General features: G+C 43.7%; 19 protein-coding genes. 10 read left to right on the forward strand and 9 right to left on the reverse strand.

From position 1 onward, the window contains the following. The first annotated feature begins 3 nt into the window (after nucleotides 1-3). Entirely contained in the window at nucleotides 4-441 is a 438-nt protein-coding gene (locus PR799_RS06730; protein WP_154628985.1) for a hypothetical protein, read from the forward strand. 83 nt (nucleotides 442-524) lie between these two features. Here the strand turns inward: PR799_RS06730 and fbpC are convergent, their stop codons facing one another. The 7 genes from fbpC to PR799_RS06765 form a co-directional block, all read right to left on the reverse strand. Further along, nucleotides 525-1,565 carry a ferric ABC transporter ATP-binding protein gene (gene fbpC / locus PR799_RS06735; protein ID WP_272521556.1) on the reverse strand — a complete coding sequence of 347 codons (1,041 nt, stop codon included), beginning with the start codon at nucleotides 1,563-1,565 and terminating at the stop codon, nucleotides 525-527. Nucleotides 1,566-1,581: 16 nt separating this feature from the next. Continuing rightward, on the reverse strand, nucleotides 1,582-3,660 hold the full coding sequence (locus PR799_RS06740) for an ABC transporter permease (protein WP_272521557.1): 2,079 nt from the start codon (nucleotides 3,658-3,660) through the stop codon (nucleotides 1,582-1,584). A 260-nt stretch (nucleotides 3,661-3,920) separates the two neighbouring features. Then, nucleotides 3,921-4,952, reverse strand: a complete 1,032-nt coding sequence (locus tag PR799_RS06745; RefSeq protein WP_154628982.1) for an ABC transporter substrate-binding protein — start codon at nucleotides 4,950-4,952, stop codon at nucleotides 3,921-3,923. 27 nt (nucleotides 4,953-4,979) lie between these two features. Further along, nucleotides 4,980-6,305, reverse strand: a complete 1,326-nt coding sequence (gene uhpC, locus PR799_RS06750; protein ID WP_272521558.1) for an MFS transporter family glucose-6-phosphate receptor UhpC — start codon at nucleotides 6,303-6,305, stop codon at nucleotides 4,980-4,982. A gap of 106 nt (nucleotides 6,306-6,411) precedes the next feature. Then, nucleotides 6,412-7,938, reverse strand: coding sequence for an MASE1 domain-containing sensor histidine kinase (locus PR799_RS06755; protein ID WP_154628980.1), 1,527 nt, complete (start codon nucleotides 7,936-7,938; stop codon nucleotides 6,412-6,414). Nucleotides 7,939-7,985: 47 nt separating this feature from the next. After that, entirely contained in the window at nucleotides 7,986-8,612 is a 627-nt protein-coding gene (locus PR799_RS06760) for a response regulator transcription factor (RefSeq protein ID WP_272521559.1), read from the reverse strand. 248 nt (nucleotides 8,613-8,860) lie between these two features. Further along, complete coding sequence (locus PR799_RS06765) at nucleotides 8,861-9,886, reverse strand: methyltransferase (protein WP_154628978.1); 1,026 nt, start codon at nucleotides 9,884-9,886, stop codon at nucleotides 8,861-8,863. A gap of 951 nt (nucleotides 9,887-10,837) precedes the next feature. Between PR799_RS06765 and PR799_RS06770 the strand changes: the two genes are divergently transcribed. Genes PR799_RS06770 through glnB form a run of 5 tightly spaced genes read left to right on the forward strand, consistent with a single transcriptional unit; the run spans nucleotide 10,838 to nucleotide 16,444 of the window. After that, the gene (locus tag PR799_RS06770) at nucleotides 10,838-12,277 is read left to right on the forward strand and encodes a sensor histidine kinase (protein WP_154628977.1); all 1,440 of its coding nucleotides are present in this window, start codon (nucleotides 10,838-10,840) and stop codon (nucleotides 12,275-12,277) included. Between the two features lie 2 nt (nucleotides 12,278-12,279). Further along, nucleotides 12,280-13,092, forward strand: a complete 813-nt coding sequence (gene qseG, locus PR799_RS06775) for a two-component system QseEF-associated lipoprotein QseG (protein ID WP_154628976.1) — start codon at nucleotides 12,280-12,282, stop codon at nucleotides 13,090-13,092. Then, nucleotides 13,089-14,429 (forward strand): two-component system response regulator GlrR, encoded by a 1,341-nt coding sequence (gene glrR, locus PR799_RS06780; RefSeq protein WP_154628975.1) that lies wholly within the window; start codon nucleotides 13,089-13,091, stop codon nucleotides 14,427-14,429. Before qseG ends, glrR begins: the two co-directional genes overlap by 4 nt. A 41-nt stretch (nucleotides 14,430-14,470) precedes the next feature. Further along, the gene (locus PR799_RS06785) at nucleotides 14,471-16,093 is read left to right on the forward strand and encodes an NAD+ synthase (protein WP_154628974.1); all 1,623 of its coding nucleotides are present in this window, start codon (nucleotides 14,471-14,473) and stop codon (nucleotides 16,091-16,093) included. A gap of 12 nt (nucleotides 16,094-16,105) precedes the next feature. Beyond that, entirely contained in the window at nucleotides 16,106-16,444 is a 339-nt protein-coding gene (gene glnB, locus PR799_RS06790) for a nitrogen regulatory protein P-II (RefSeq protein WP_004921424.1), read from the forward strand. 142 nt (nucleotides 16,445-16,586) lie between these two features. On the opposite strand, the gene hmpA is transcribed toward glnB, so the two are convergent. Next, the gene (gene hmpA / locus PR799_RS06795) at nucleotides 16,587-17,786 is read right to left on the reverse strand and encodes an NO-inducible flavohemoprotein (protein ID WP_272521560.1); all 1,200 of its coding nucleotides are present in this window, start codon (nucleotides 17,784-17,786) and stop codon (nucleotides 16,587-16,589) included. Between the two features lie 350 nt (nucleotides 17,787-18,136). Here hmpA and glyA point away from each other — a divergent pair, with 350 nt between their 5' ends. Together glyA and PR799_RS06805 are read left to right on the forward strand one after the other, a co-directional pair. Beyond that, the gene (gene glyA / locus PR799_RS06800) at nucleotides 18,137-19,390 is read left to right on the forward strand and encodes a serine hydroxymethyltransferase (protein ID WP_154628972.1); all 1,254 of its coding nucleotides are present in this window, start codon (nucleotides 18,137-18,139) and stop codon (nucleotides 19,388-19,390) included. Between the two features lie 129 nt (nucleotides 19,391-19,519). Further along, a complete protein-coding gene (locus PR799_RS06805) occupies nucleotides 19,520-20,665 on the forward strand; it encodes a 3-phenylpropionate MFS transporter (RefSeq protein WP_154628971.1) in 1,146 nt (381 codons plus the stop codon). Nucleotides 20,666-20,753: 88 nt separating this feature from the next. On the opposite strand, the gene suhB is transcribed toward PR799_RS06805, so the two are convergent. Next, a complete protein-coding gene (gene suhB, locus PR799_RS06810; protein ID WP_154602670.1) occupies nucleotides 20,754-21,557 on the reverse strand; it encodes an inositol-1-monophosphatase in 804 nt (267 codons plus the stop codon). A 124-nt stretch (nucleotides 21,558-21,681) separates the two neighbouring features. Here suhB and trmJ point away from each other — a divergent pair, with 124 nt between their 5' ends. Further along, nucleotides 21,682-22,413, forward strand: a complete 732-nt coding sequence (trmJ, locus tag PR799_RS06815) for a tRNA (cytosine(32)/uridine(32)-2'-O)-methyltransferase TrmJ (protein ID WP_036949475.1) — start codon at nucleotides 21,682-21,684, stop codon at nucleotides 22,411-22,413. A gap of 117 nt (nucleotides 22,414-22,530) precedes the next feature. Continuing rightward, nucleotides 22,531-23,028 carry a Fe-S cluster assembly transcriptional regulator IscR gene (gene iscR / locus PR799_RS06820; protein WP_036949477.1) on the forward strand — a complete coding sequence of 166 codons (498 nt, stop codon included), beginning with the start codon at nucleotides 22,531-22,533 and terminating at the stop codon, nucleotides 23,026-23,028. The last annotated feature ends 98 nt before the right edge of the window (nucleotides 23,029-23,126 follow it).

The raw sequence follows: 23,126 nt of genomic DNA on the forward strand, positions 1-23,126 counted from the left end.
GTCATGAAAAAGCAGAAGAGCAAATTTAATGGGAAGATCATAAAACCCAGCAATAAATCAGAGGGTAATCTAGGAATACAAAAAAATATTACAGGTTATATTGCTGAAAATAACCCACCTAATTTTTCATTAAGATATTTGCAAAAAGGTTATTGCTTAGATTGCTGTGAGAAAGATGAAAAGGCTGCTTTATCTGATAAGCTATTTAAATTGAGCCAGATAACGTGGGCAGAAATAAAAAGTTTACCTCGGCATGGTTTAGGGTTTGAAAAAATAAGTCGCAGTTGTATTAAATCGAGTATTCCTCCGCATATTACAGATGATGTTGAGCTAATTGCATTTAGGTTTTGTGCAAAAAAGCCAATGGTAGGTTATAGGAAAGATTCAACCTTTTATCTTATTTGGTTGGATAGGACGTTTAAATTGTATAACCATACTTAATTGTACACTTAACTATGAATGAAAAGACAAATAAAAACCGCCCAATAGGGCGGCTGAAATAACAAGTCTAAAACAGAAAACCTTTATTCTAAAATAAACATCCCGTATGGGTGGATTTGCAAATAAAGATCTTCACCCACAGACGGTTGCAATTGAGTTGCGTTGATCTGCAATAGCATCGATTGACCATGCCAATCTACCGTGACTTCATATTGCGGGCCCATATATGCCACATGAGTGATGGTACAGCGTTGGCTATCTTCACCTTGCTTGCTTAATGTGATGGCTTCTGGGCGAACACCGACAGTGACTTGGGTTTTATCTGTCATAAACTGCGCAGGGCGTGGTAAACGATAATTAAAGATATCCACGGAATCGCTGCTGAGTGTGGCTGGGAAAATGTTCGCATCACCCATAAAGCTCGCCATAAATTTGGAAGCAGGCTGGCGGTATAGCTCTTGCGGTGAACCTAACTGCATTATTTTACCTTTGTTCATTACCAGAACCATATCCGAAACCGCAAAAGCTTCGCTCTGGTCGTGGGTCACGTACAGTGAGGTAATATTAAATTGCTGTTGCAGTTCACGGATTTTTTCACGCATGCTGCGGCGTAAGTTAGCATCCAAGTTACTTAGCGGCTCATCAAATAACAGCACTTTCGGTTTTAAAATCAGAGCACGTGCCAGTGCCACTCGCTGCTGCTGCCCACCGGAAATTTGGTCAACGAAACGGTCTGCAAAGCCCGCTAAGTCTACCAGCTCTAATGCTTCTTCTACGCGCTGTTTGATTTCAGCCTTTGGTAAGCCAAGCATTTTCAAACCATAGCCTACGTTATCCCCTAACGACATATGCGGGAAGAGGGCATAGGATTGGAAAACCATACAAATATCGCGCTGTTGAATAGAGCGGTCGGTGACATCTTCGCCATCGATAAACATGCGTCCTTCCGTTGGTTTTTCTAAACCGGCGACTAAACGCAGCACGGTGGTTTTACCACAGCCAGACGGCCCTAATAGGGTGACCATGCTTCCTTGTGGGATGGAAAGACTTAAATCGTCAATGACCGTATTGTCGCCAAAGCGCTTAGTTATATTTTTTAATTCAACGAAACTTTTCTGTGTCATGTCAGTGACTCCATGATTACTGTGCATTTTTGGCTTTGGAACGTGAAACACGGGCTTCGCCAATTAAATAGTCAAATAAGAAGATAATCGCGAGCATGACCACGATCAGAATAGAGCCGTAAGCAATTGCCACACCGTATTCACCATCTTCAACGCGGTTCAAAATATACGCCGTCGCAACGCGGGTGTCTGGTGTTACCAAGAACACAATGGCGCTCACGGTGGTGATAGCACGGACAAAGCTATAGATCAGTGCCGACAAAATCGCTGGGCGTAATAATGGCAGTAAGATGTGGAAAATTGTCCTCATTGAACCTGCACGTAAGCTGAGGGAAGCCTCATCTAGCGACTTGTCAATTTGGCCTAATCCCGCGATACCTGCGCGAATACCCACAGGCACGTTACGCATGGTCATGGAGATAATCACAATTGCCGCCGTCCCTGTTAAATAGAACGGTGTATCGTTAAAGGCGAGGATGTAAGAAACCCCAGCCACAGTACCCGGTACGGCAAAGCACAACATGGTGGTAAATTCGATGGTTTTCTTACCACGGAAATCTTGGCGAACCACAATATACGCGATAAGCAGACCCAAAATCGCGGTGATTGGTGCAGCGATACCCGCATATAACAAGGTATCTAACAGTGACGGCCATGCGCCATCATTCATGCCTTGACCAAACAGTTTGATAAAGTTGTCCAGTGTTAAGGTGTAGTCCACACCCCAGTTCACAGTGAAGCTTCCGTAGAAGATGCTGCCGTACAGTAAGACGTTAAACGCTACCCAAATACCCAGAATTGTTGTCACTGTTGCGACAAGAGAAACTGGCAGCGGTTGCACATCGCCACGATAAGATTTACCGGAAACGGTGACGTAAGAGCGTTTACCAATCCACATGTATTGCACACAGAACACCAGCAATGAGAAGACAAGTAAGGAAGCACCTAACGTACTGGCCGCTTGGTAATCCAGTTGGGAACCTGTGATATAGAAATAGATTTGCGTCGCCAGAACGTCGAAGTTACCCCCTAATACTAATGGGTTACTGAAGTCGGCAAGGGATTGCACAATCACGATTAAGAAGGCGTTCGCCAGTGCAGGTTTCAACAGTGGCATAAACACGTTGAAGAATGTCTGGTAGCGGTTAGCACGTAAGGTGTATGACGCTTCTTCCAGTGATGGATGGATAGTTTTAATCGCACCATCAAGGATCATAAAGGACATCGGCGTGAACGCGAGAACCTGCGCTAGCCAAATCCCAGTAAAGCCGTACAACCAGTTAGTATTTTCTAGCCCCATATAGGTCGCTAAAAACTCAGTAATATAGCCTGAGCGACCCATCATTAAGGTGACGCCTAAACCGACAACAAACGGCGGGGTCACAATCGGTAAAATCGAGAATACGCGACCAATAATCGCAGAACGCTTAGCAATTCGGGTGGTATAAATCGCGAGGATCAGACCAAAGAAGGTACAGCCAACACCCACGGCTAGCGAGAGGAATATGGAGTTGATGATGACCTGAACAATATGCGACTGGGTTAAAATAGCCACAAATGCAAATGGTGCAAAATCTCCGTTCCCATCAGTAAACATCGGAATAAAAATTGCCACACTGGGAAATACGATAAACAGCGCAATCAGTGCGACAACGGTGATCAGGGAGCCAATCACAAATTGGTCGCCACCCAGCCACTCTAAGCGAGTGAGGGCATGGGTCATTATCATACCCAATGCAATAAACAGCGTAATGGCGGAGTAGCCTAATCCTGTGCCTACCAAATAGGCACTAATAATGACGACAACGGCGGTAATTGCAGCCACGGCGATGTCGATATAGTGACGCGTTTTTTGGTTGCGATCAGCGGCAGTGATGGGTCTTAACAGTAAAATAGAAGGCAATAAATACCATAGCCAACTAATATTGACACTGCTCCAGCCATACGCAGCTAAGATCTCATCTTGGGTTGAGTCGAATAAGCCGTAGTCGAGGCTCCATGAGGGTAGCAGAGCGAAGCCCAGCCACGCTATCAGAATCCAAAGGAAGATACTGTCCTTTTTCTTCGAGGCTGTGAGGGTTAAGGTCTGAGGCATTGTTTTTCCCCTAAGCTTATGATTATTGAGTTAATTAATCACTGATTTAATATTATGATTTATAAAGAAAATAATTATAAACTTAATTAATATTATCGTTCTAATGAGTGAGCCAAGCTGGAGCCGTCTGCGTGGCGCAGACACTCTTTGATTTGGCATCATTTTTTATAGTAAGTAGCTAATACACTAAATCGCGAAGCTCGCGAGTCTTACGTGAGCAAATCAGGTAAAGTGCGGCGATGGGCGCCGCACTCAACATCTTATTTACTCATTTTAACTTCAGTAACCCACTTGTTGATTAGATTCTTACGGACTTCAGCATCGCCGTATTTATCCATATCGTAGTTGATTAAGTTTAAGTCTTTGAGTTTCAGAGACAGTGGAGAAGACTCTGCAGTGGTGTTAGTCAGGATTTGGTAAGATTGACCTTGTTTCCAGCTCAGTTCTTGGGCTTCTTTAGACAGAACGAAATCCACGAACAATTTTGCGTTGTCCATGTTACGTGCGTTTTTCAGAATACTGATCCCGCCGATTTCATAGCCTGTACCTTCACATGGCGCGATTAACTCTAATGGCGCACCATTTTCAACTTCTAAAGAGTAGTCATGCAGGAAGCCGATGCCGATAGCAGATTCGCCGCGAGCCGCGTTACGTGCTGGGGCAATACCTGATTTGGTATATTGGGAGATGTTCGCGTTCAGTTTTTTCAGGTAATCAAAGGCTTGCTCGTTGCCCCACAGTTGGTCAAAAGTCGCCAATGCAGTGTAGGCAGTCCCTGAACTTTGTGGATCCGCGATTTGAATTTCGCCTTTATATTCAGGCTTAGTCAGGTCTTTCCAGCAAGTAGGAACTGGTAACCCTTTCTCTTTTAAGCGATCTTTATTCACACCAAAACCTAAGATGCCGATGTAAACCGCAGAAGAGTAGTTACCTTTACGTTTAGCTGGATCTTGGAATTGCGGCATGATTTGAGACAGGTTAGGGGATTTGTACGGCTCAAGCAGATCCATTTCACCCGCTTGTGAATGTGGATCTAAGGTTCCGCCATACCAGACGTCTGCTTGTGGGTTACGTTTTTCAGCTTCGATTTTCGCTAACGTACTGCCGGAACCGTTGCGAACAAACGTGGTTTTAACGTCGTATTTCTTAGCGAATGCTTGCGTTTCCGCTTCGCACATTGCGTTGGTCGCACTACAGTAAACCACTAAACGACCCGCTGCGTTTGCAGTGGTTGTAATAGCGGCAAGGGATAAACCTGCTGCAACGAGTGTAGAGAGAGTCTTAAGTTTCATTGTCAGTCCTTTATTCACGTTTTCGGATTAACTATTATTATGTGTCGGTGAAACTGCACCGGCTAAATGCTCTCTTTTGCTGACATTGGCAATCAAAAGAGGCATCAGTAGTAGCCCCATCAAAGCGGCTGCACTGGCGAGTAAGGTAAACATCCCTGACCAACCATAATTGGCAATCACTTGAGAGAGCGGCCATCCTGCGATTGCCGCCCCTAGATAAGCGTACAATCCAAGATAACCTGTTACCGTTCCAGCTGCCTTTTTATGACAATATTCTGTAGCAGCTAGACCGACTAACATTTGTGGTCCAAATACAAAGAAACCGTTGGCTAAGAAGCATGCAGCTAATAGCCCGTAGTGATGAATTGGTATTAACCATAAGGCATTCACAGAAATGAATAGACCTAAGGAAAACAGCAAAATCATCGGTGCGCGTTGCCCTCGAAACAGGAGGTCGGAACCCCAACCCGCGCACAGTGCGCCCAATAAACCACCTAATTCAAACAGTGCTAACGTGGCATTGGCACTTAATAAATTGCTTCCGTGTGTTTCGGTTAGCCATAAATTTCCCCAATCGTTTATCCCAATACGGATGAGATAAACCAAAATGTAGGTGAAACCGAGCAGCCAAATCATTGGGTTAAACACAATGGTTTGTTTTAAAATCACCCACATGGATTGTGGGGGAGAAAGCTGCTCTTGGCGTAACTCTAATGCATCATGTCGCCACTGTCCTACCGTGGGTAAATGTTCTTCTTTGGGCGTACCTCGGAGCTGGCGGCATAGCCATAATCCTAAAATAACCCCAATAATTCCCGGTACGATCAGCGCCATTTGCCAACTGTAATGGGTCGCCAGCAGTGCCGCTAACAGCGGTAGCACCATTCCCCCAAGATTGATGGAGATATTCCACAATCCCCACCAAAAGCCCCGCTCGTTACGTGAGTACCAATGAGTGAGAATACGCGCACAGGGTGGCCAACCCCAGCCTTGGAAAAATCCGTTTAACGTCCAAACGACTAACAGCGCAGGGAACGATAAGCAGTAGGCAAAAATGATATTGAGGATCCCTGTCATGATGAGGCCAACACCCATAAACCAACGGTAGCCTGTAATGTCATGGAAAATACCGGATATAAACTTGGATAGACCATACGCAAGGTAAAATGCTGAGGCGATCCAACCAATATCACTTTTGTCTAAAAACAGTTCCGTCTGCATAACGGGCATCACAAAATTAACGCTTTTACGGGTAAGGTAAAAAGCGGCATAACCGATGATCATGGAAAACATCAGGCGGCGACGCCAGAAACGGTAATTGCTATCCAGATCCAGTTTGCTTGTACCCGTCATAATTGTGTTTCTCCCGTTTGGCAGAATGTAATGAAGTTTTTAAATAAAAGGATGAGATAAGGTATTAGGAGGCTAAGAATAATTCCTAGTTTTTCACTATTTCATTTCAAAATGTGGGCAAGTTAACAATTATTTTGGTACCACTTTGCGTTGTTAGCGTCCAGTCACCACCTAAGGCCCTGACTCGTTCCTCAATTCCGCGTAAACCAAAGCCTGATGTGCGTTTGCTAAAAGGAATGCCTACACCGTTGTCATCCACAATTAGCTGTATCGAGTCACCTTGCTGATTGAGTGAGATGTGGATTTTTGTGGCTTTGGCGTGCTTGCTGATATTGTTCAGTAGCTCTTGAACTAAACGGTAAAGGGTGAATAACACCGTTTCATTGGCTGGGGTTTCAGTTAATCCGTAATGGAAGTCACATTGAATATTGTTTTCTTTAAATGCAAATTCACCGATTAGATGGGTGAGTGCGTTTTCAAGGGACATTTCATCGAGTACAGGCGGACGTAATTGGCGCAATAGATGGCGGGTGGCTTGGTGGATCTGTAGTGCTAGCTCATTAATTTGGCTGGCAGCGTTATAGCTTAAATCGTTAGTCGCCGTTTTCTTCACCAGCATAGATTGGATTTGGATCGCGGTAATGTTTTGTCCAATCTCATCATGAAGTTCACGGGCGATATCTTTCTTCACATCTTCTTCGGTGTGCACGAGTTGGCGCATCAGGTCTCGACGGGCATGAAGTTCTTCTTCTAATCGCTGGCGGTAGCGTTGTAAATTACTTGAGAGTTGCTTCTGGCGGCTGATAGCAATACCTAACCCGATACCAATCAAGGCTTGAGAGCTTAAAAACAGTTGTAGTTCTTGGAGATCATCAAAAGCCCCGTGGAACTGTCTTGCAAAGGTGATGATTAAGCTTCCCAGTAATGCGGATAACACACCGCCTTGCCAGCCATAACGGTATGCCATAAAAATATTGGGAATAAAAACTAATAAAACAATCAGTTGCTCAATTTCTGGGGCAAAGAAAATTTGGGCACTTAAACCAACAAGGCAGAAAAGAAAACACCAAATAATCAATGAAGTACGTAATTGCTTATCCGTGGTTCCATAGTCAAGCAGCATATGATAGTGCTGTTCGTGCAAGTATTCATAGATAAGATAAACAAAGGGGGAGAGGAGAATTCCACCCGTAAATGTCGTTAAGAATAATTGGCTAATGGAATATTGAGACAAAAGCCCAAATAGCAAGGCATTGAGTATGCTATTGGCGGCCACACCAGCCAGTAACAAAATAAGCCGTTGCCAATAAAGGGTATATCGCCACCAAATATTTTGGATAACCATCGCAACCAGCAGGCTCAATATTGGGGATAACAGCAAAATAGGTTGAGTGAGTAATTGCTCTTGTGCAAGCCAGTAGGTCAGTAGCCCTTCAGCGAGTAAAACCGTTGGCCAGTAGCGTCGCCATAATAGGATCATCAAGGTGAGGCGTAAGGCTTGCGGTAGAAATAGGGTGGCTTGAAAGCTATTTTGGCTAAGATAAAAGCCGATGATCCATAACCCCACCCAAATCAGTGAGTAGGTAAATAATAGGAAGAGAGACTGTAATCCTAAACGAGCCGCTTTGTTCATTACTATTTACCTTGCTGGGACGTTACCTTGCTGTAACGGAAATCGGTCTATCGAGAAATGATGTTGTGTTCTAAGGCGTAGTGCACTAAATCAATGGTGCTTTCGCATTGCAATTTCCCGAGGACATTCGCGCGATGTACATGCACCGTTTTATGGCTGAGGTTTAATTGTTCGGCTATGACTTTCACACTGAGACCTGCCACCAGTAAATCAAAGACTTCGCGCTCACGGTTAGTGAGCTCTTGAACACCTTGTTTTTGCTGCGGTGTTTGGCGCAAGGCTCGCATTGCATCAGCACACAGGTAGCACCCACCTTGGTGAACAGAGCGTACCGCCTGGACTAATTCTTCAGGTCCGCAGCATTTGGTGAGATAGGCACTGGCGCCAGCATCAAGTGCACTTTGCACGAAAGCAGGGGTGTCATAGATGCTTAAAATAATGGTACGAAACTCGGGCTTTTTTTTACGTAAACGGGTTAGCAGTTGTAAACCGCTCTCATCTGGCATTGATATATCCATAATCGCCACGTCAATATCGAGGCTAATTAGGTGCGGCCATGCTTCTTGCGCACTCGCATATTGTCCCACAATACTAATGTCAGGTTCTAACGTCAGTAATTGGGCAAAACCGGAGCGAACAACAATATGGTCATCAATAAGGGCTATTTTTATCATTGTAATGTTAAGAGTAAGTAGGAGACCATTTGCCAGTCTTATATCAATATAGGGATGGATAAGCTAGCGGAATAACATAAAATTCTGACGTACATCAGAAATGAAACGCGCAGGATCATAGCGATAATAAATAGGATGGCAATATTTTATTTGGGGATGAAGTGAGTTTGCCATCAAATAAAATAGGTTTTGGTGAATGACTATACACTCGCTGCTAAAATACCGTGAAAGCGAGTGCGAGAATATTATTAGATTATTTGGGCTTCAAGAATCGATAAATCACAGTCAGTTTTAATAAAGTTGGTGACTTTTAAGCCTGCTTGATGCAACAGCAGCTCAAAATCTTCTTTAGAACGTTCATCAGCACCCACGTTGATGTTGGTGCATAAAAGTCCCACTAATTTTCCAACATTAAGGTGATTACTGTGTGGGAAATGGTAATCAATCAATAGGATCTTTGATTCATCCTTCATGGAGCTACGAATGACGTTGAATATTTTTACTAGTTGTTGGTCGCTCCAGTCATGGGCTACCGTTTTTAAAATATAAAAATCCGCAGTAGGGACTTTCTCAAAGAAAGAACCACTTTCAATAGTCCAGCGGTTATCCTCGTTTAAATCATGAAGAATGTGTTTATCCGTCACGGCTTTTAGGTCAAAGAGGATACCTTGAGTATTCGGATTATTTTTTAATATTTCAGCAAGTAAGCCACCCGTTCCACCACCAATATCGGCAATCACGCTGTTTTCAGGGAATGAAAGTTGGGTGATGATAAATGGGATTTCAATGCGTGAGAGTGATGCCATGCCATCATGGAAACTATCAGCGGTATTTGCCTCATTTTCCCAGTAATCAAAAAAGGAGCTACCGAAGATATGTTCAAAAACAGGTTCTCCCCGCGCCATCGCTGAAAAATGCAATGAAGGGAGCCAAAATGTTTGGTCAGTGAGCATTAAGACGGCACTTCGCATTGAGTAAGGGTGTTCAGCTAACAGAAATTCAGCATCTGAATTCAATGCAAATTGGCAATCATCAATAGCAGAAAAAACATTTTGCGTGGCGAGTAGACGTAGAATTTGGTGGATTATCGTGGCATTAGCATCAACTTTTTGTGCAATTTGCTCTGCGGTTTGAGGACCACTTTGCAGATGTTCAGCCAATTCTAACTTCACTGCCGCACGTAGGGCTGCTTGAAAAATAAAACCAACGGATTTGTGAATTAATCGAACGCCAGGTTCCAGATGAGAAAAAACATAGGATGACGACAAGCTCATAGAGTCTCCGTATATGAATGAATAGGGTATTTTTATTAGGAACTTGAAGTATCGTAGGGAAGGGAAAAACCATCAAAACTATAAATTAACTATACCAATATAAAAAACAATAAGATCACGAGGTTACACTAATTTTTATTGTTATCTGGATGTAGCTTAACCTAAATGTCTAATATTGGCGACAAACATGGATCTTTAGTGTCTCTAAAAGGAGACATTTATCTTATTGATAAATAAAGCATTTAAAAACGAGAGGATTCACTGTCTTAAATTGGAGACAGATTTGTGTTGGGTAAGTGGCGTTTTTCTGTATTCAGATCAATTCAGAAATGATGTAAATGAGTAAGAAGATAAATTTTGATAAAAATCAATGATATAAAAATCTCATTGAAAAGTTGGCACGGGTTGTGCATAATATTTGTCAGTTGCTCATTCAATTGCTTATGTAGGTCCAAGCTTGGGGAAACCTAGCAAATGGGAACATACCACATAAAACCCGAATGATGCCAAAGTAAGGTGCCTACCGTCCGATATCATCGATATTCGCTTTCGAGCTTTATCAAACACAGGGCGACACGTGGAGTGAGGCACCACCTATATGATTATCTTTAATGAAAGACATAATCATATGCAAAAAATCGACATTCAAGCGTAATGCCGAGTATCGCTGGCGGAGGTGAGAAGCAATTCTTCCCTCCGCCTTCCCATTTCTGGGGTATCAACATTCCTTTCTATGAGTTTATCCTTTCTATCAAGTTTATCCTTTTTATCGAATTAATCCTTCCGTTCTATTGTGGTGTTTTTATCTGAAATCATTCATGTTTCAGTCACTTTTTTGGCATGTTCATTGCTATCTATTTGTTTATTGGTTTCTCTATCATCAATGTAAACAGCACTTTTCGCATTAACTGGAGTTCTGCTACCATTGAATTACATATAAATAGGTAAGAGATGAATGCGTTGAGTAAATTGCGTCTTTTTCCGCGCTCATTGCGGCAGTTAGTGGTCATGGCTTTTTGGTTAGTCCTTTTACCATTATTGGTATTGGCTTATCAGGCTTATCAAAGTCTAGAACAATTGAGTAATCAGGCTGCGGATATCAATAAAACTACGCTGCTTGATGCTCGGCGCAGTGAAGCGATGAGTAGCCTCGCGCTGGAAATGGAGCGCAGCTATCGCCAGTATTGTGTATTGCAAGATAAAGCCTTACAGACGCAGTATGAAAAGCAGTTTGCTGATTATGAACAGATGCTGGAACGCCAAAAAACTATTTTGCCAGAGACACCTGAAGTGCTAGGGCTCTTTACTGGCCTGCAAAAGCTGAAAGCGATTAGTTGTGAAAATAATGAGCCGATGGAAGCCACGACTAAAGTGTTAGAGCAATTCTCAGCGCAAAATACGGCTGTCGTTCAGCAAACTCGAGAGGTTATTTTTAGCCGCGGTGAACAGCTTCAAAAAGCCATTGCGAATAAAGGACAATTATTTGGTTGGCAAACACTGATCCTCTTCTTGCTAAGCGCACTGTTGGTGACCTTATTTACTCGTATGATTATCGGCCCGGTTAAAATCATTGAACGTATGATTAACCGTTTAGGAACGGGACTGACTCTGGAAAATGATACTGACCGTTTTAAAGGCCCAAGAGAATTGCGGATCATTGCTCAGAGAATTATTTGGTTAAGTGAACGGTTGGCTTGGTTAGAATCCCAGCGCCATGAGTTTTTGCGTCATATTTCCCATGAGCTGAAAACACCATTAGCCAGTATGCGAGAAGGAACAGAATTATTGGCAGATGAGGTTGCAGGTCCGTTAACTAGCTCACAAAAAGAGGTGGTTGATATTCTTGACCAGAGCAGTAAGCATCTTCAGCAACTTATTGAACAGCTTCTTGACTATAATCGGAAATTAGTCGATGAGCCGCCCGTTGCCCAGCAAGTTGATTTGAAAAAGCTTATTGAAGATATTGTTAATGCACATAATTTACCCGCAAGAGCGAAAGGTATTATCACCGATGTCCGCTTAAAAGTGGAAAGTTGTCTTGCAGAACCGACCTTACTCGGAAGGGTTATTGATAATATCTACTCCAATGCGGTGCACTATGGTGGCGAATCAGGTAATATTTGGATCTCAAGCCGCAGGACAGGGAATAAGTTACTCATTGAGGTTGCCAATACGGGCACGCCTATCCCTGAGTCTGAGCAAAATATGATTTTTGAACCTTTCTATCAAGGCAGCCTCCAAAGAAAAGGTGCCGTCAAAGGAAGTGGGTTAGGGCTTAGCATCGCGCAAGATTGTATTAAGCAGATGGGTGGTGAATTATCATTAGTGCCACATAAATCCGCGGATGTTTGCTTCCGAATTGAATTGCCTTTAACCGCAGAGAACGAATAATAATGCAAAACAGGTCTACAGATTTCTTGGCGGTATTGTGTAATGCAGTACTGTCGAAGACAAAAACAATCTCCATTCGCCGTGGGACAAGCGTTAAGTCTTCCCGCGTAGGCACTCCTTTGGGAATGATTTTATTCTCGCTCATTTTAACGGGGTGTGTGGCGAAGAACGGTCAATCACCATTAGAAACTCTCGCTAAAGTCGTTATTCCAGAAGTGAAAACCACGGATTACCGTTACGCTTCTTGCGAATCAATTTGGGAAAATCAAGAACCTATCTCACAGGAAAATGCCCTCTATTGGTTACGTATGATGGGCTGTGTGGATAGAATGGATGCTGACAAAGCACGTGCCGAAGCGAAAAAGATTGAAGTGAATGATTGGTCTACTTCATTTACCAAAAATATTCTCTTAGGCTCAGCGGAGCCGACAATCGCTGAGCGTCGCCAAATGCTTGATAGCATCAACACCTATAGTTTGAGCTTCCCAACACCAATTCGCCCATTATTGCAATTGTGGCGCGAGCAGCAGGTTCAAGTGATTAACCTTGCAGATGCGAATGCCCGTTATAAACGTATGCAGCAGGAGATGGATGCAAAGCTTGACCGTCTAAAAGAAGATAATGCCAAGCTGCGTTTTGAGCTTAATAATACTTCCCGCAAGTTAGAGAACTTAACGGATATCGAACGCCAGCTCTCTTCTCGCAAGAAAAATGCGAATGAAGTTGAAAAAGAAGATGAAGCCGCTGTTGCTGCGCCAGCAGAAACGAAGCCAGCCCCAGCCGAACAAAATTCCTCGGAGAATAAAGCACAATGACCGGCCGTAAGTCAGCTAACTTACTTTTGGTGGATGATGATCCTAGCCTGCTAAAATTGCTTGGTATGCGTTTGAGCAGTGAAGGTTTTAAAGTCTCAACAGCGGAGAGTGGGCCTGAAGCACTAAAATTACTCCAGAAAGAAAAAATCGACCTCGTTATTAGCGATTTACGCATGGATGAAATGGACGGTATGGCGCTGTTTGATGAAGTGCAAAAAGCCCATCCGAATCTTCCGGTGATTATTTTAACGGCTCATGGTTCGATCCCTGATGCGGTTGCGGCAACGCAGCGCGGGGTGTTTAGTTTCTTAACCAAACCCGTTGATAAAGACGCGCTTTATAAAGCCATTGATGAGGCATTAGCATTATCTTCTACACCGATGAGTGATGAAGAGTGGAGCGCTGGCATTGTCACGCGTAGCCCGCTCATGATCCGCTTGCTTGAGCAGGCGCATATGGTGGCGCAATCGGATGTGAGTGTGCTGATTAATGGGCAAAGTGGTACGGGTAAAGAAGTATTAGCGCAAGCAATCCACAAAGTGAGCCCACGTGCTCATAAACCGTTTATCGCGATTAACTGTGGCGCATTACCTGAACAATTGCTGGAGTCTGAACTGTTTGGACATGCTAAAGGCGCGTTTACAGGTGCAGTCAGTAGTCGTGAAGGGCTGTTTTTTGCTGCCAGCGGTGGGACGCTCTTTTTAGACGAAATTGGTGATATGCCGATGCCGCTGCAAGTCAAACTGCTGCGTGTTCTGCAAGAACGTAAGGTTCGCCCGCTAGGAAGTAATCGCGATTTAGATATTGATGTACGCATTATTTCTGCGACCCATCGTAACTTACCGAAAGCGATGGAAAAAAACGAGTTCCGTGAAGATCTCTATTATCGTTTGAATGTGGTGAACTTGCGGATCCCTGCGTTGAATGAACGCTCGGAAGATATTCCGTTATTAGCGAATCATTTATTACGTGAAGCTGCGAGCCGCCATAAACCCTTTGTGCGCAGTTTTTCGAGCGATGCGATGAAGTGCTTGATGACTGCAAGTTGGCCCGGAAACGTGCGCCAGTTAGTGAACGTGATTGAGCAGTGTGTCGCATTGACGACATCTCCAGTGATCAGCGAAGCCCTCGTTAGCCAAGCCCTGGAAGGCGAAAATACGGCGCTACCGACCTTTGTGGAAGCGCGTAACCAATTCGAATTAAATTATCTGCGTAAATTATTGCAGATGACCAAAGGCAACGTGACCCAAGCTGCACGCATGGCGGGACGCAACCGTACTGAGTTTTATAAATTACTTGGGCGTCACGATTTAGAAGCGAATGATTTTAAAGAATAAAACCTTTATAGCCTAAAGGATTAAGGGAGAACAAACACGTTATGAGCCGTAAGCTTAATATCTCACTGGCACAACTTAACTGGCTGGTTGGCGACATCGAAGGCAACTGTGATCGTATGTTGCAAACTGTTGAAGAACAGGCTGAAAATACTGATATTGTCATGTTTTCTGAGTTGGCTCTAACAGGGTACTCCCCTGAAGATTTACTCTTCCGCCACGATTTTGAAGAGCGTTGCACCGCACAATTAAAACGTTTACAACAAGCTAGCGGTCAATGCGGGATCATCGTGGGTCACCCGTGGTACGAAGATAATGAAATTTATAACGCATTATCATTTTTCTACCAAGGAAAGCTATTAGCCCGTTACTTTAAGCAAGAGCTGCCTAATTATGGTGTTTTTGATGAGCCTCGTTATTTCACTGCAGCAGAAAAAACCTGCGTGGTGGAATTCAAAGGCTATCAGCTCGGTTTACTGATTTGCGAAGATATTTGGTATGACGAACCGATTGATGCGGTGAAAGGGGCGGGGGCTGAGTTGGTTCTCACCATTAATGCTTCACCGTATGATTTAAACAAAGAGCACATTCGCAGTGATCTGCTGGTGGAACATGCTCAGCGTACCGGTTTGCCGATTGTCTATCTGAACCAAGTGGGCGGACAAGACGAACTCGTATTTGATGGCGGCTCGAAAGTGCTGGCAAACAAAGGCAAGCAAGTCTACCAAATGGCTGAATTTGCAGAGCAAGTGGCGACAGTCACCTTTGAAGATGCGAAATTAGTGACTGAGCAGCCGAAGCAGCCTGAAGTGTCGCAAATTGCTCAGGTGTATCAAGCATTAGTCTTAGCAACCCGCGATTACATCAACAAAAATGGCTTTAATGGGGCGATTTTAGGGTTATCCGGTGGGATTGATTCAGGATTAACTGTGGCGATTGCGGCGGATGCTATCGGTAAAGATCGCGTTCAAGCCGTTATGATGCCGTTCCGTTACACCTCTGAAATGAGCATCCATGATGCTAAAGAGCAAGCGGAATTACTGGGTGTTGAGTTTGATATCGTCTCCATCGAACCGATGTTTGATGCCTTTATGACGCAATTGCAGCCGATGTTTGAAGGTACTCAACCGGATACCACGGAAGAAAACTTACAAGCCCGTTGCCGCGCCGTGATCTTAATGGCGATGTCCAATAAGCGTCGCCGTTTAGTATTGACGACCAGTAATAAAAGCGAATCCGCAGTTGGGTATTCAACCTTGTATGGTGATATGGCGGGGGGCTTCGATGTCCTTAAAGATGTGCCAAAAACGCTGGTCTTTGAACTGGCTAAATATCGTAATACAATATCGCCAGCAATTCCGCAGCGCGTGATTGATAGACCACCTTCAGCGGAACTGGCTCCAGGGCAATTAGACCAAGATAGTTTACCGCCTTATGATGTGTTAGATGCCATCTTAGACGGTTATGTAGAAAAAGATTTATCTGTGGCTGACCTTATCAAGCTCGGATTTGATAGAGAAATTGTTCGCAAAGTTGTGCGTCTTGTCGATATTAACGAATATAAGCGCCGTCAGGCTCCTGTTGGACCGCGGATCACAATGCGTAATTTCGGTAAAGATCGTCGTTATCCGATTACCTCAGGTTTTGGCCGTAAAAACTGGTCATAACAGGAACTGAAAATGAAAAAAATTGATGCAATTATAAAGCCATTCAAACTTGATGATGTGCGCGAAGCGTTAGCCGAAGTGGGGATCACGGGTATGACGGTGACTGAAGTGAAAGGCTTTGGTCGCCAAAAAGGTCACACTGAACTGTATCGTGGCGCGGAATATATGGTGGATTTTTTACCAAAGGTAAAAATTGAAATCGTTGTGCCGGATGATATTGTTGAAAGCTGTGTAGAAACTATTATGCAAACGGCGCAAACCGGCAAAATCGGTGATGGAAAAATCTTTGTGTATGATGTCGCTCGCGTAATTCGTATTCGTACGGGTGAGCAGGATGAAGAAGCGATTTAACTAGAATGAAAAATGCGGTAACGGGATAAATATATCCTACATGGGATGATAATATATTTATATGCGAGTCCGTTACCGCAAAAATTAAAAATAATTTAAAACTAAAGCTTTAAAAACAATCCACTATAATGAATAACCGCGGTTAATTTAACGGTAATACTTTATGAGGGCCAAAACACTCATAATGAATATTATCGGCAGTAACACCCATTTCAATTAGCTGTTTTCCAACATGCTGCATAAAGCCAACTGGTCCACAGAAATAGAATTGCATATTTGGCTGAAGCATTTTCTCTTTAACTTGCGTTAAATCCAGTAATCCACGGTATTGGTAATCTTCACCCAGTTGATCTTGTGGCGAAGGTTGATTAAACCAGACTGCTGAATGACCTTGGGTATGTTGTGATATCAACTGGCTAACTTCTTGATTAAAAGCGTGTACATCCCCATTTTCAGCAGCATGTAGCCAATTCACAGGTGCTTGATGTTGGTGCGTGGTGAGGTGGTTAAGCATGCTAAGCATTGGTGTTAAGCCGACGCCAGCAGAAATTAAAGTCACTGGTGTTTTCGGTTCGACATCAAGGTAAAAATCACCGCATGGTGGCGCTAAACGAACAATATCGCCTTCATTGAGATTTTGATGTAAGAAGCCAGAAACGGTGCCTTGCTCTTCACGTTTCACCGCAATACGGTAGGTTTTCCCATTTGGCGCAGTAGTGAGTGAATACTGGCGAATTTCTTGATTTTCAAAACTATTTTCATTCAGGTACACAGTAATATATTGCCCTGGACGATAATCCGCCACCGCTTTACCATCTACCGGAGTGAGTTCAAAACTGGTGATAACAGCACTTTGAGGTTGTTTTTTAGTGATTTTGAATTCACGTAAACCTTCCCATCCGCCGGACTTTTCCGCGTTTTCACGGTAAATCGTGCTTTCACGGTTAATGAAAATGTCCGCCAACACGCCATAAGCTCTTCCCCAAGCATCCAACACTTCTTGACCCGGGCTCAGTAGCTCATCAATCGCAGCGAGAAGGTTTTCCCCGACAATCGGGTAGTGCTCAGGTTTGATATTTAAACTGGCATGTTTCTGGGCAATTTTCTCCACTGCGCCAATTAACGCTTCGGGGGTTTCAATATGGACTGCATAAGCGCAAATGGCGTTGAATAGGGCTTCACGCTGATCGCCATTCGTTTGATTTCTCATATTGAAAATATCTTTCAGCTCAGGATGTTGTTTAAACATTCTGTCATAAAAGTGAGCGGTTAATTTAGGGCCAGTTGCTGCGATGGCAGGGATGGTGGATTTAATTGTGGCGATAGTTTGTTGGTCAAGCATACAGGTACTCCTGAATTATTTTCATAATATTATGAATTTATAAACATGTATTTTGTATGCAACTTATAATATTTAGCGGGAGATGTAAATAATTAACGCATCAAAAAGTGGGGGAATTCACCGCAAAATTAGAGGTGGCTAGCAAAGTTAGATATTCGTCTCGGTATTATTAAAATGTGCGCTATTATATTTTGTGTTGTTTAAAGGTATCTGAAAGCAAAAAAATTAATGCAATCGTTTGCGTATATTTTTTCGTAGGGGCTATCTCAACGACGAAAAAGAGTTTACACTGTCAGTCATTAAGTTGAATTGATTGTTACCTTATTGAATTGCTGAGGCAGGAGAAGCGAATGTTAAAGCGTGAAATGAATATTGCAGATTACGACCCACAACTGTGGGAAGCAATGGAAAAAGAAGTACAACGTCAAGAAGAACACATTGAATTAATTGCTTCTGAAAACTATACCAGCCCACGAGTTATGCAGGCTCAAGGCTCTCAGCTGACCAATAAGTATGCGGAAGGTTATCCAACTAAACGTTATTATGGTGGTTGTGAATTCGTTGATGTGGTTGAGCAATTAGCTATCGACCGCGCGAAAGCGTTATTTGGTGCTGACTACGCAAACGTACAGCCACACTCTGGTTCACAAGCTAATGCTGCGGTCTATATGGCGCTGCTGCAACCAGGTGACACTGTATTAGGTATGAACTTGGCGCATGGCGGTCACTTAACTCACGGTTCTCCAGTAAACTTCTCCGGTAAACTGTATAACATCGTTCCTTACGGTATCGATGAAAGCGGTAAAATCGATTACGACGATATCGCGGCTCAAGCGAAAAAACATCAACCTAAAATGATCATCGGCGGCTTCTCCGCATATTCTGGTGTGGTTGATTGGGCTAAAATGCGTGAAATCGCTGACAGCATCGGTGCCTACCTGTTCGTTGATATGGCACACGTTGCGGGTCTGGTGGCGGCGGGTGTTTACCCTAACCCAGTTCCACATGCTCACGTCGTTACGACAACAACACACAAAACTCTAGCGGGCCCACGTGGTGGTCTGATTTTAGCTAAAGGCGGCGACGAAGACCTGTATAAGCGTCTGAACTCTGCGGTATTCCCAGGTTCACAAGGCGGTCCTCTGATGCACGTTATCGCAGGTAAAGCGGTAGCACTGAAAGAAGCGATGGAGCCTGCGTTCAAAACTTACCAACAGCAAGTTGCAAAAAATGCGAAAGCAATGGTAGAAGTTTTCCAAAAACGCGGCTTTAAAGTGGTGTCTGGCGGTACTGAAAACCACCTGTTCTTAGTTGACTTAGTTGACAAAGATATTACTGGTAAAGATGCTGACGCAGCACTGGGTCGCGCAAACATTACGGTAAACAAAAACAGCGTACCTAATGATCCGAAGAGCCCGTTTGTCACTTCTGGTGTTCGTATCGGTTCTCCTGCAATTACGCGTCGTGGCTTCAATGAAGCAGATGCACGCGAGCTAGCTGGCTGGATGTGTGATATTCTGGACAACCTCAATGACGAAGCAACCATTGAAGCTGTTAAACAGAAAGTATTAGCTATCTGCAAAAAATACCCAGTTTACGCATAATGGTAATTAACCAATAGCGTGCAGTGAATTAGCACGATAAACCCGCTTCTACATTTGGTAAAAGCGGGTTTTTTGTTGTCCGTTTTAAACCCCTCAATAGTAGGGGAAGATGAAAATAAGGGAGGAGTGATGGTTATTCCATCAACGCGTTGGCTAGCGATTGATTATTTTACCTACTTTTTTGCCTACAGTATTTTCTTGCCATTTTGGTCCGTGTGGCTACAAGGTGAGGGAATAGATGCAGAAATGATAGGGCTTTTGTTAGGTATCGGACTTGCGGCGCGTTTTCTCGGTGCGATGTTTATCACTCCCCAGGTTAAAGAGCCTTCCAAACTGATCAATGCATTACGATTACTGGCGGCGCTTTCCCTTATTTTCTCCATTGGATTTTCGTTCGGCTCCCATTGGGCGTGGCTGATGTTTGTCATGATTGGATTTAACCTATTTTTTGCTCCTATGGTGCCATTAGGGGACTCATTAGCAGGAACATGGCAGAAACAATTTACGTTTGATTATGGCAAAATCCGAGTTTGGGGCTCAATTGCCTTTATTATTGGCTCGTCATCAATGGGATATTTTGCTGGGGTGTGGGGACATACCTCGATAATGGTCGCATTAGTGATCAGCTGCGCGGCCCTATTATTGGGAGCCATGTTGAAACCTGCGATTATGCCAGCGGGAGTAGCAAAAGCAGAAGGTGCAAATAAAGTCTCATTCAAACAACTGATCGCAGATAAAAATATACTGATGTTTTTAATCTGTGTGACTTTATTGCAAGGTGCGCACGCCGCTTATTACGGGTTTGCTTCGTTGTTCTGGAAAGAAGCGGGTTATTCTGATTTAGTGATCGGTAATTTATGGTCGCTGGGTGTGGTGGCCGAAGTGATTGTCTTTATGCTGAGCCATCGATTATTCCGACGCTGGAGTGCCCGTAATTTACTTTTATTATCCGCAGTGTGTGGGATTATCCGCTGGGGAATGATGGGGGCATTTACTGCATTGCCAGTCTTAATTATTGTGCAAATATTACACAGTGGAACCTTCACCGTTTGCCACTTAGCTGCGATGCGATTTATTAGTGCGCGTAAAGAAAATGAAATTATACCGTTGCAAGGGGCTTATTCTGCCTTAGCAACTGGAGGCGGGCTCGCGGTGGTTACTATTATGGTGGGGTATATTTATGAGCGTATGCCTGACCAACATGGCGTCGTGTTTTATTTGATGGCGCTCTTAGCTGTGCCTGCACTGTTTATTCGACCAAGAGTGACGGCTTAGTCTTAGACTGGAGTTACCGTAACGCAATAATAAAAAGGGCGCTTAGTTTTCACTAGCGCCCTTTTTAGTAAATTTAACGAGGATTAAATTAACGTTTTAATGCTTCAGATAATTCATCTTTCATTGCAGCCAGAATATCGCGAACAACGCGTGGGCTACCTGCGACTAAGTTACCTGATGCTAAATAGTTATGACCGCCTACAAAGTCAGTCATGATCCCGCCCGCTTCACGCATGATCAGTTCGCCACCTAAGAAATCCCATGGTTTTAAACCGATTTCGAAGTAAGCGTCAACGCGACCCGCAGCCACATAGCATAAATCCAGAGCTGCTGAACCCGTGCGACGGAAATCTGCACATTGGTCAAACATTTTGCCCATGATGTTCATGTAGATAGGTGCGTGTTGCTTGTGTTTGAATGGGAAGCCAGTTGCGACAACTGCGCCTTCAAGGTCGCGTTTCTCAGCCATACGTAAACGGTAACCGTTCATTTGAGCACCTTGACCACGTACCGCAGTAAATAATTCGTTACGCATTGGGTCATAGACAGCAGCAACCTCTGTACGGCCTTTAATGCGTACAGCGATAGAAACTGAGAAGTGAGGGAAACGTTTTGTGAAGTTGGTGGTGCCATCCAGTGGATCGATTACCCATTGAATATCTTCATCTTTGCCTAATAACTCGCCACTTTCTTCAGTGATGATAGTGTGGTCTGGGTAAGATTTACGAATAATATCAACGATGATTTGTTCAGCGTCACGGTCAACGTTAGTGACGAAATCGTTAGCACCCTTTTGGGTTACTGTTACGTTCTGAGGATCTTCATAGTTTTTAGCTATGTAATTACCAGCCTTACGTGCAGCACGTATGGCGATGTTAAGCATCGGATGCATGGGTATTTTCCACTGGGATGTTAAAGAACGAAAATCAAGAGACGCAAAGTATATAGATGTTCGTCACAATAAGCAATTTTGTGTTAGACTCTTGCGATTAATTTTTCATGACAACGTATAAACCATGCTAGAAAATATTCGTATCGTTCTTGTTGAAACCTCACACACTGGCAATATGGGCTCAACCGCTCGTGCAATGAAAACCATGGGGCTTTCAAACCTCTATTTAGTTAACCCACTCGTTGAACCTGATTCTCATGCTATCGCGTTATCCGCGGGTGCAAGTGATGTGATTGGTAATGCAAAAATCGTAAAATCTCTCGATGAAGCATTAGAAGGGTGCAAATTAGTCATTGGTACCAGCGCACGTTCTCGTACACTTTCTTGGCCAATGGTCGAGCCTCGTGAATGTGGCGTGAAATCTGTTGAACAGTCAAAAGAGTCACCGGTCGCGATTGTTTTTGGCCGTGAGCGTGTCGGTTTAACCAACGAAGAATTGCAAAAATGTAACTATCATTTGTACATTCCAACCAACCCAGAATACGGTTCGCTGAATCTGGCAATGGCGGTTCAATTAGTTAGCTACGAGATCCGCATGGCGTATTTGGCAATTGCTGAAAAAAATACGCAAACATCGACGGATGATGAGGTAGAATATCCACCGGCTGAAGATTTAGAACGTTTCTATGTTCATCTTGAAAGCGTATTGAATGAATCGGGCTTTATTCGCAAGGCGCATCCGGGATTAATTATGAATAAACTGCGACGTTTATTTACCCGTGCCCATGTAGAAACCCAAGAGTTGCATATTCTTCGCGGCATTTTGACATCAATGGAAAAATGGGCGAAAAAATGAGGTTAATGCCGTGGTGAAGTGAGCATAATACTTGAGTAAATTAGTCAGGTAAATGGTTGACCAAATTACTCAGGTATGTCACAATTGCTGCATATTTTACCACGGAGTATTTATGTTATGAGACTCACTTCCAAAGGGCGTTACGCAGTAACTGCGATGCTAGATGTCGCGTTACACTCTCAGACTGGTCCAGTACCTTTAGCTGATATTTCTGAACGTCAGGGAATCTCCCTCTCTTATCTTGAGCAACTCTTCTCTCGTTTACGTAAAAACGATTTAGTTTCTAGTGTTCGCGGTCCTGGTGGCGGTTATCTGCTTGGGCGTGATGCAGACCAAATCTTTGTTGCTGAAGTAATTGCTGCGGTCGATGAATCCGTAGATGCAACCCGTTGTCAGGGTAATAAAGAAGGTTGTCAAAATGGCGACCGCTGCTTAACTCACGCATTATGGCGTGACCTAAGCGACAGAATCACCAGTTTCCTTAGCAGCATCAGCCTTGATGAGCTGGTTAAGAACCAAGAAGTTCTGGATGTTGCTGATAGGCAAGATAATGAAAAGCGTAAAACAATGCCGAACGGCATTACGCCAGAATCCATTATCAATGTTCGTGCCTAATAAAAAATAGATTATAAATTGCAGTCGATCACCAAATGGTGAAAAAGCCCAACCTATAGCGGCTTGCACCATTGGGGTCATTAAAAAATTAAAGGCAA

This window comes from Providencia sp. PROV202 (assembly GCF_028479565.1).
Taxonomy (GTDB): domain Bacteria; phylum Pseudomonadota; class Gammaproteobacteria; order Enterobacterales; family Enterobacteriaceae; genus Providencia; species Providencia zhijiangensis.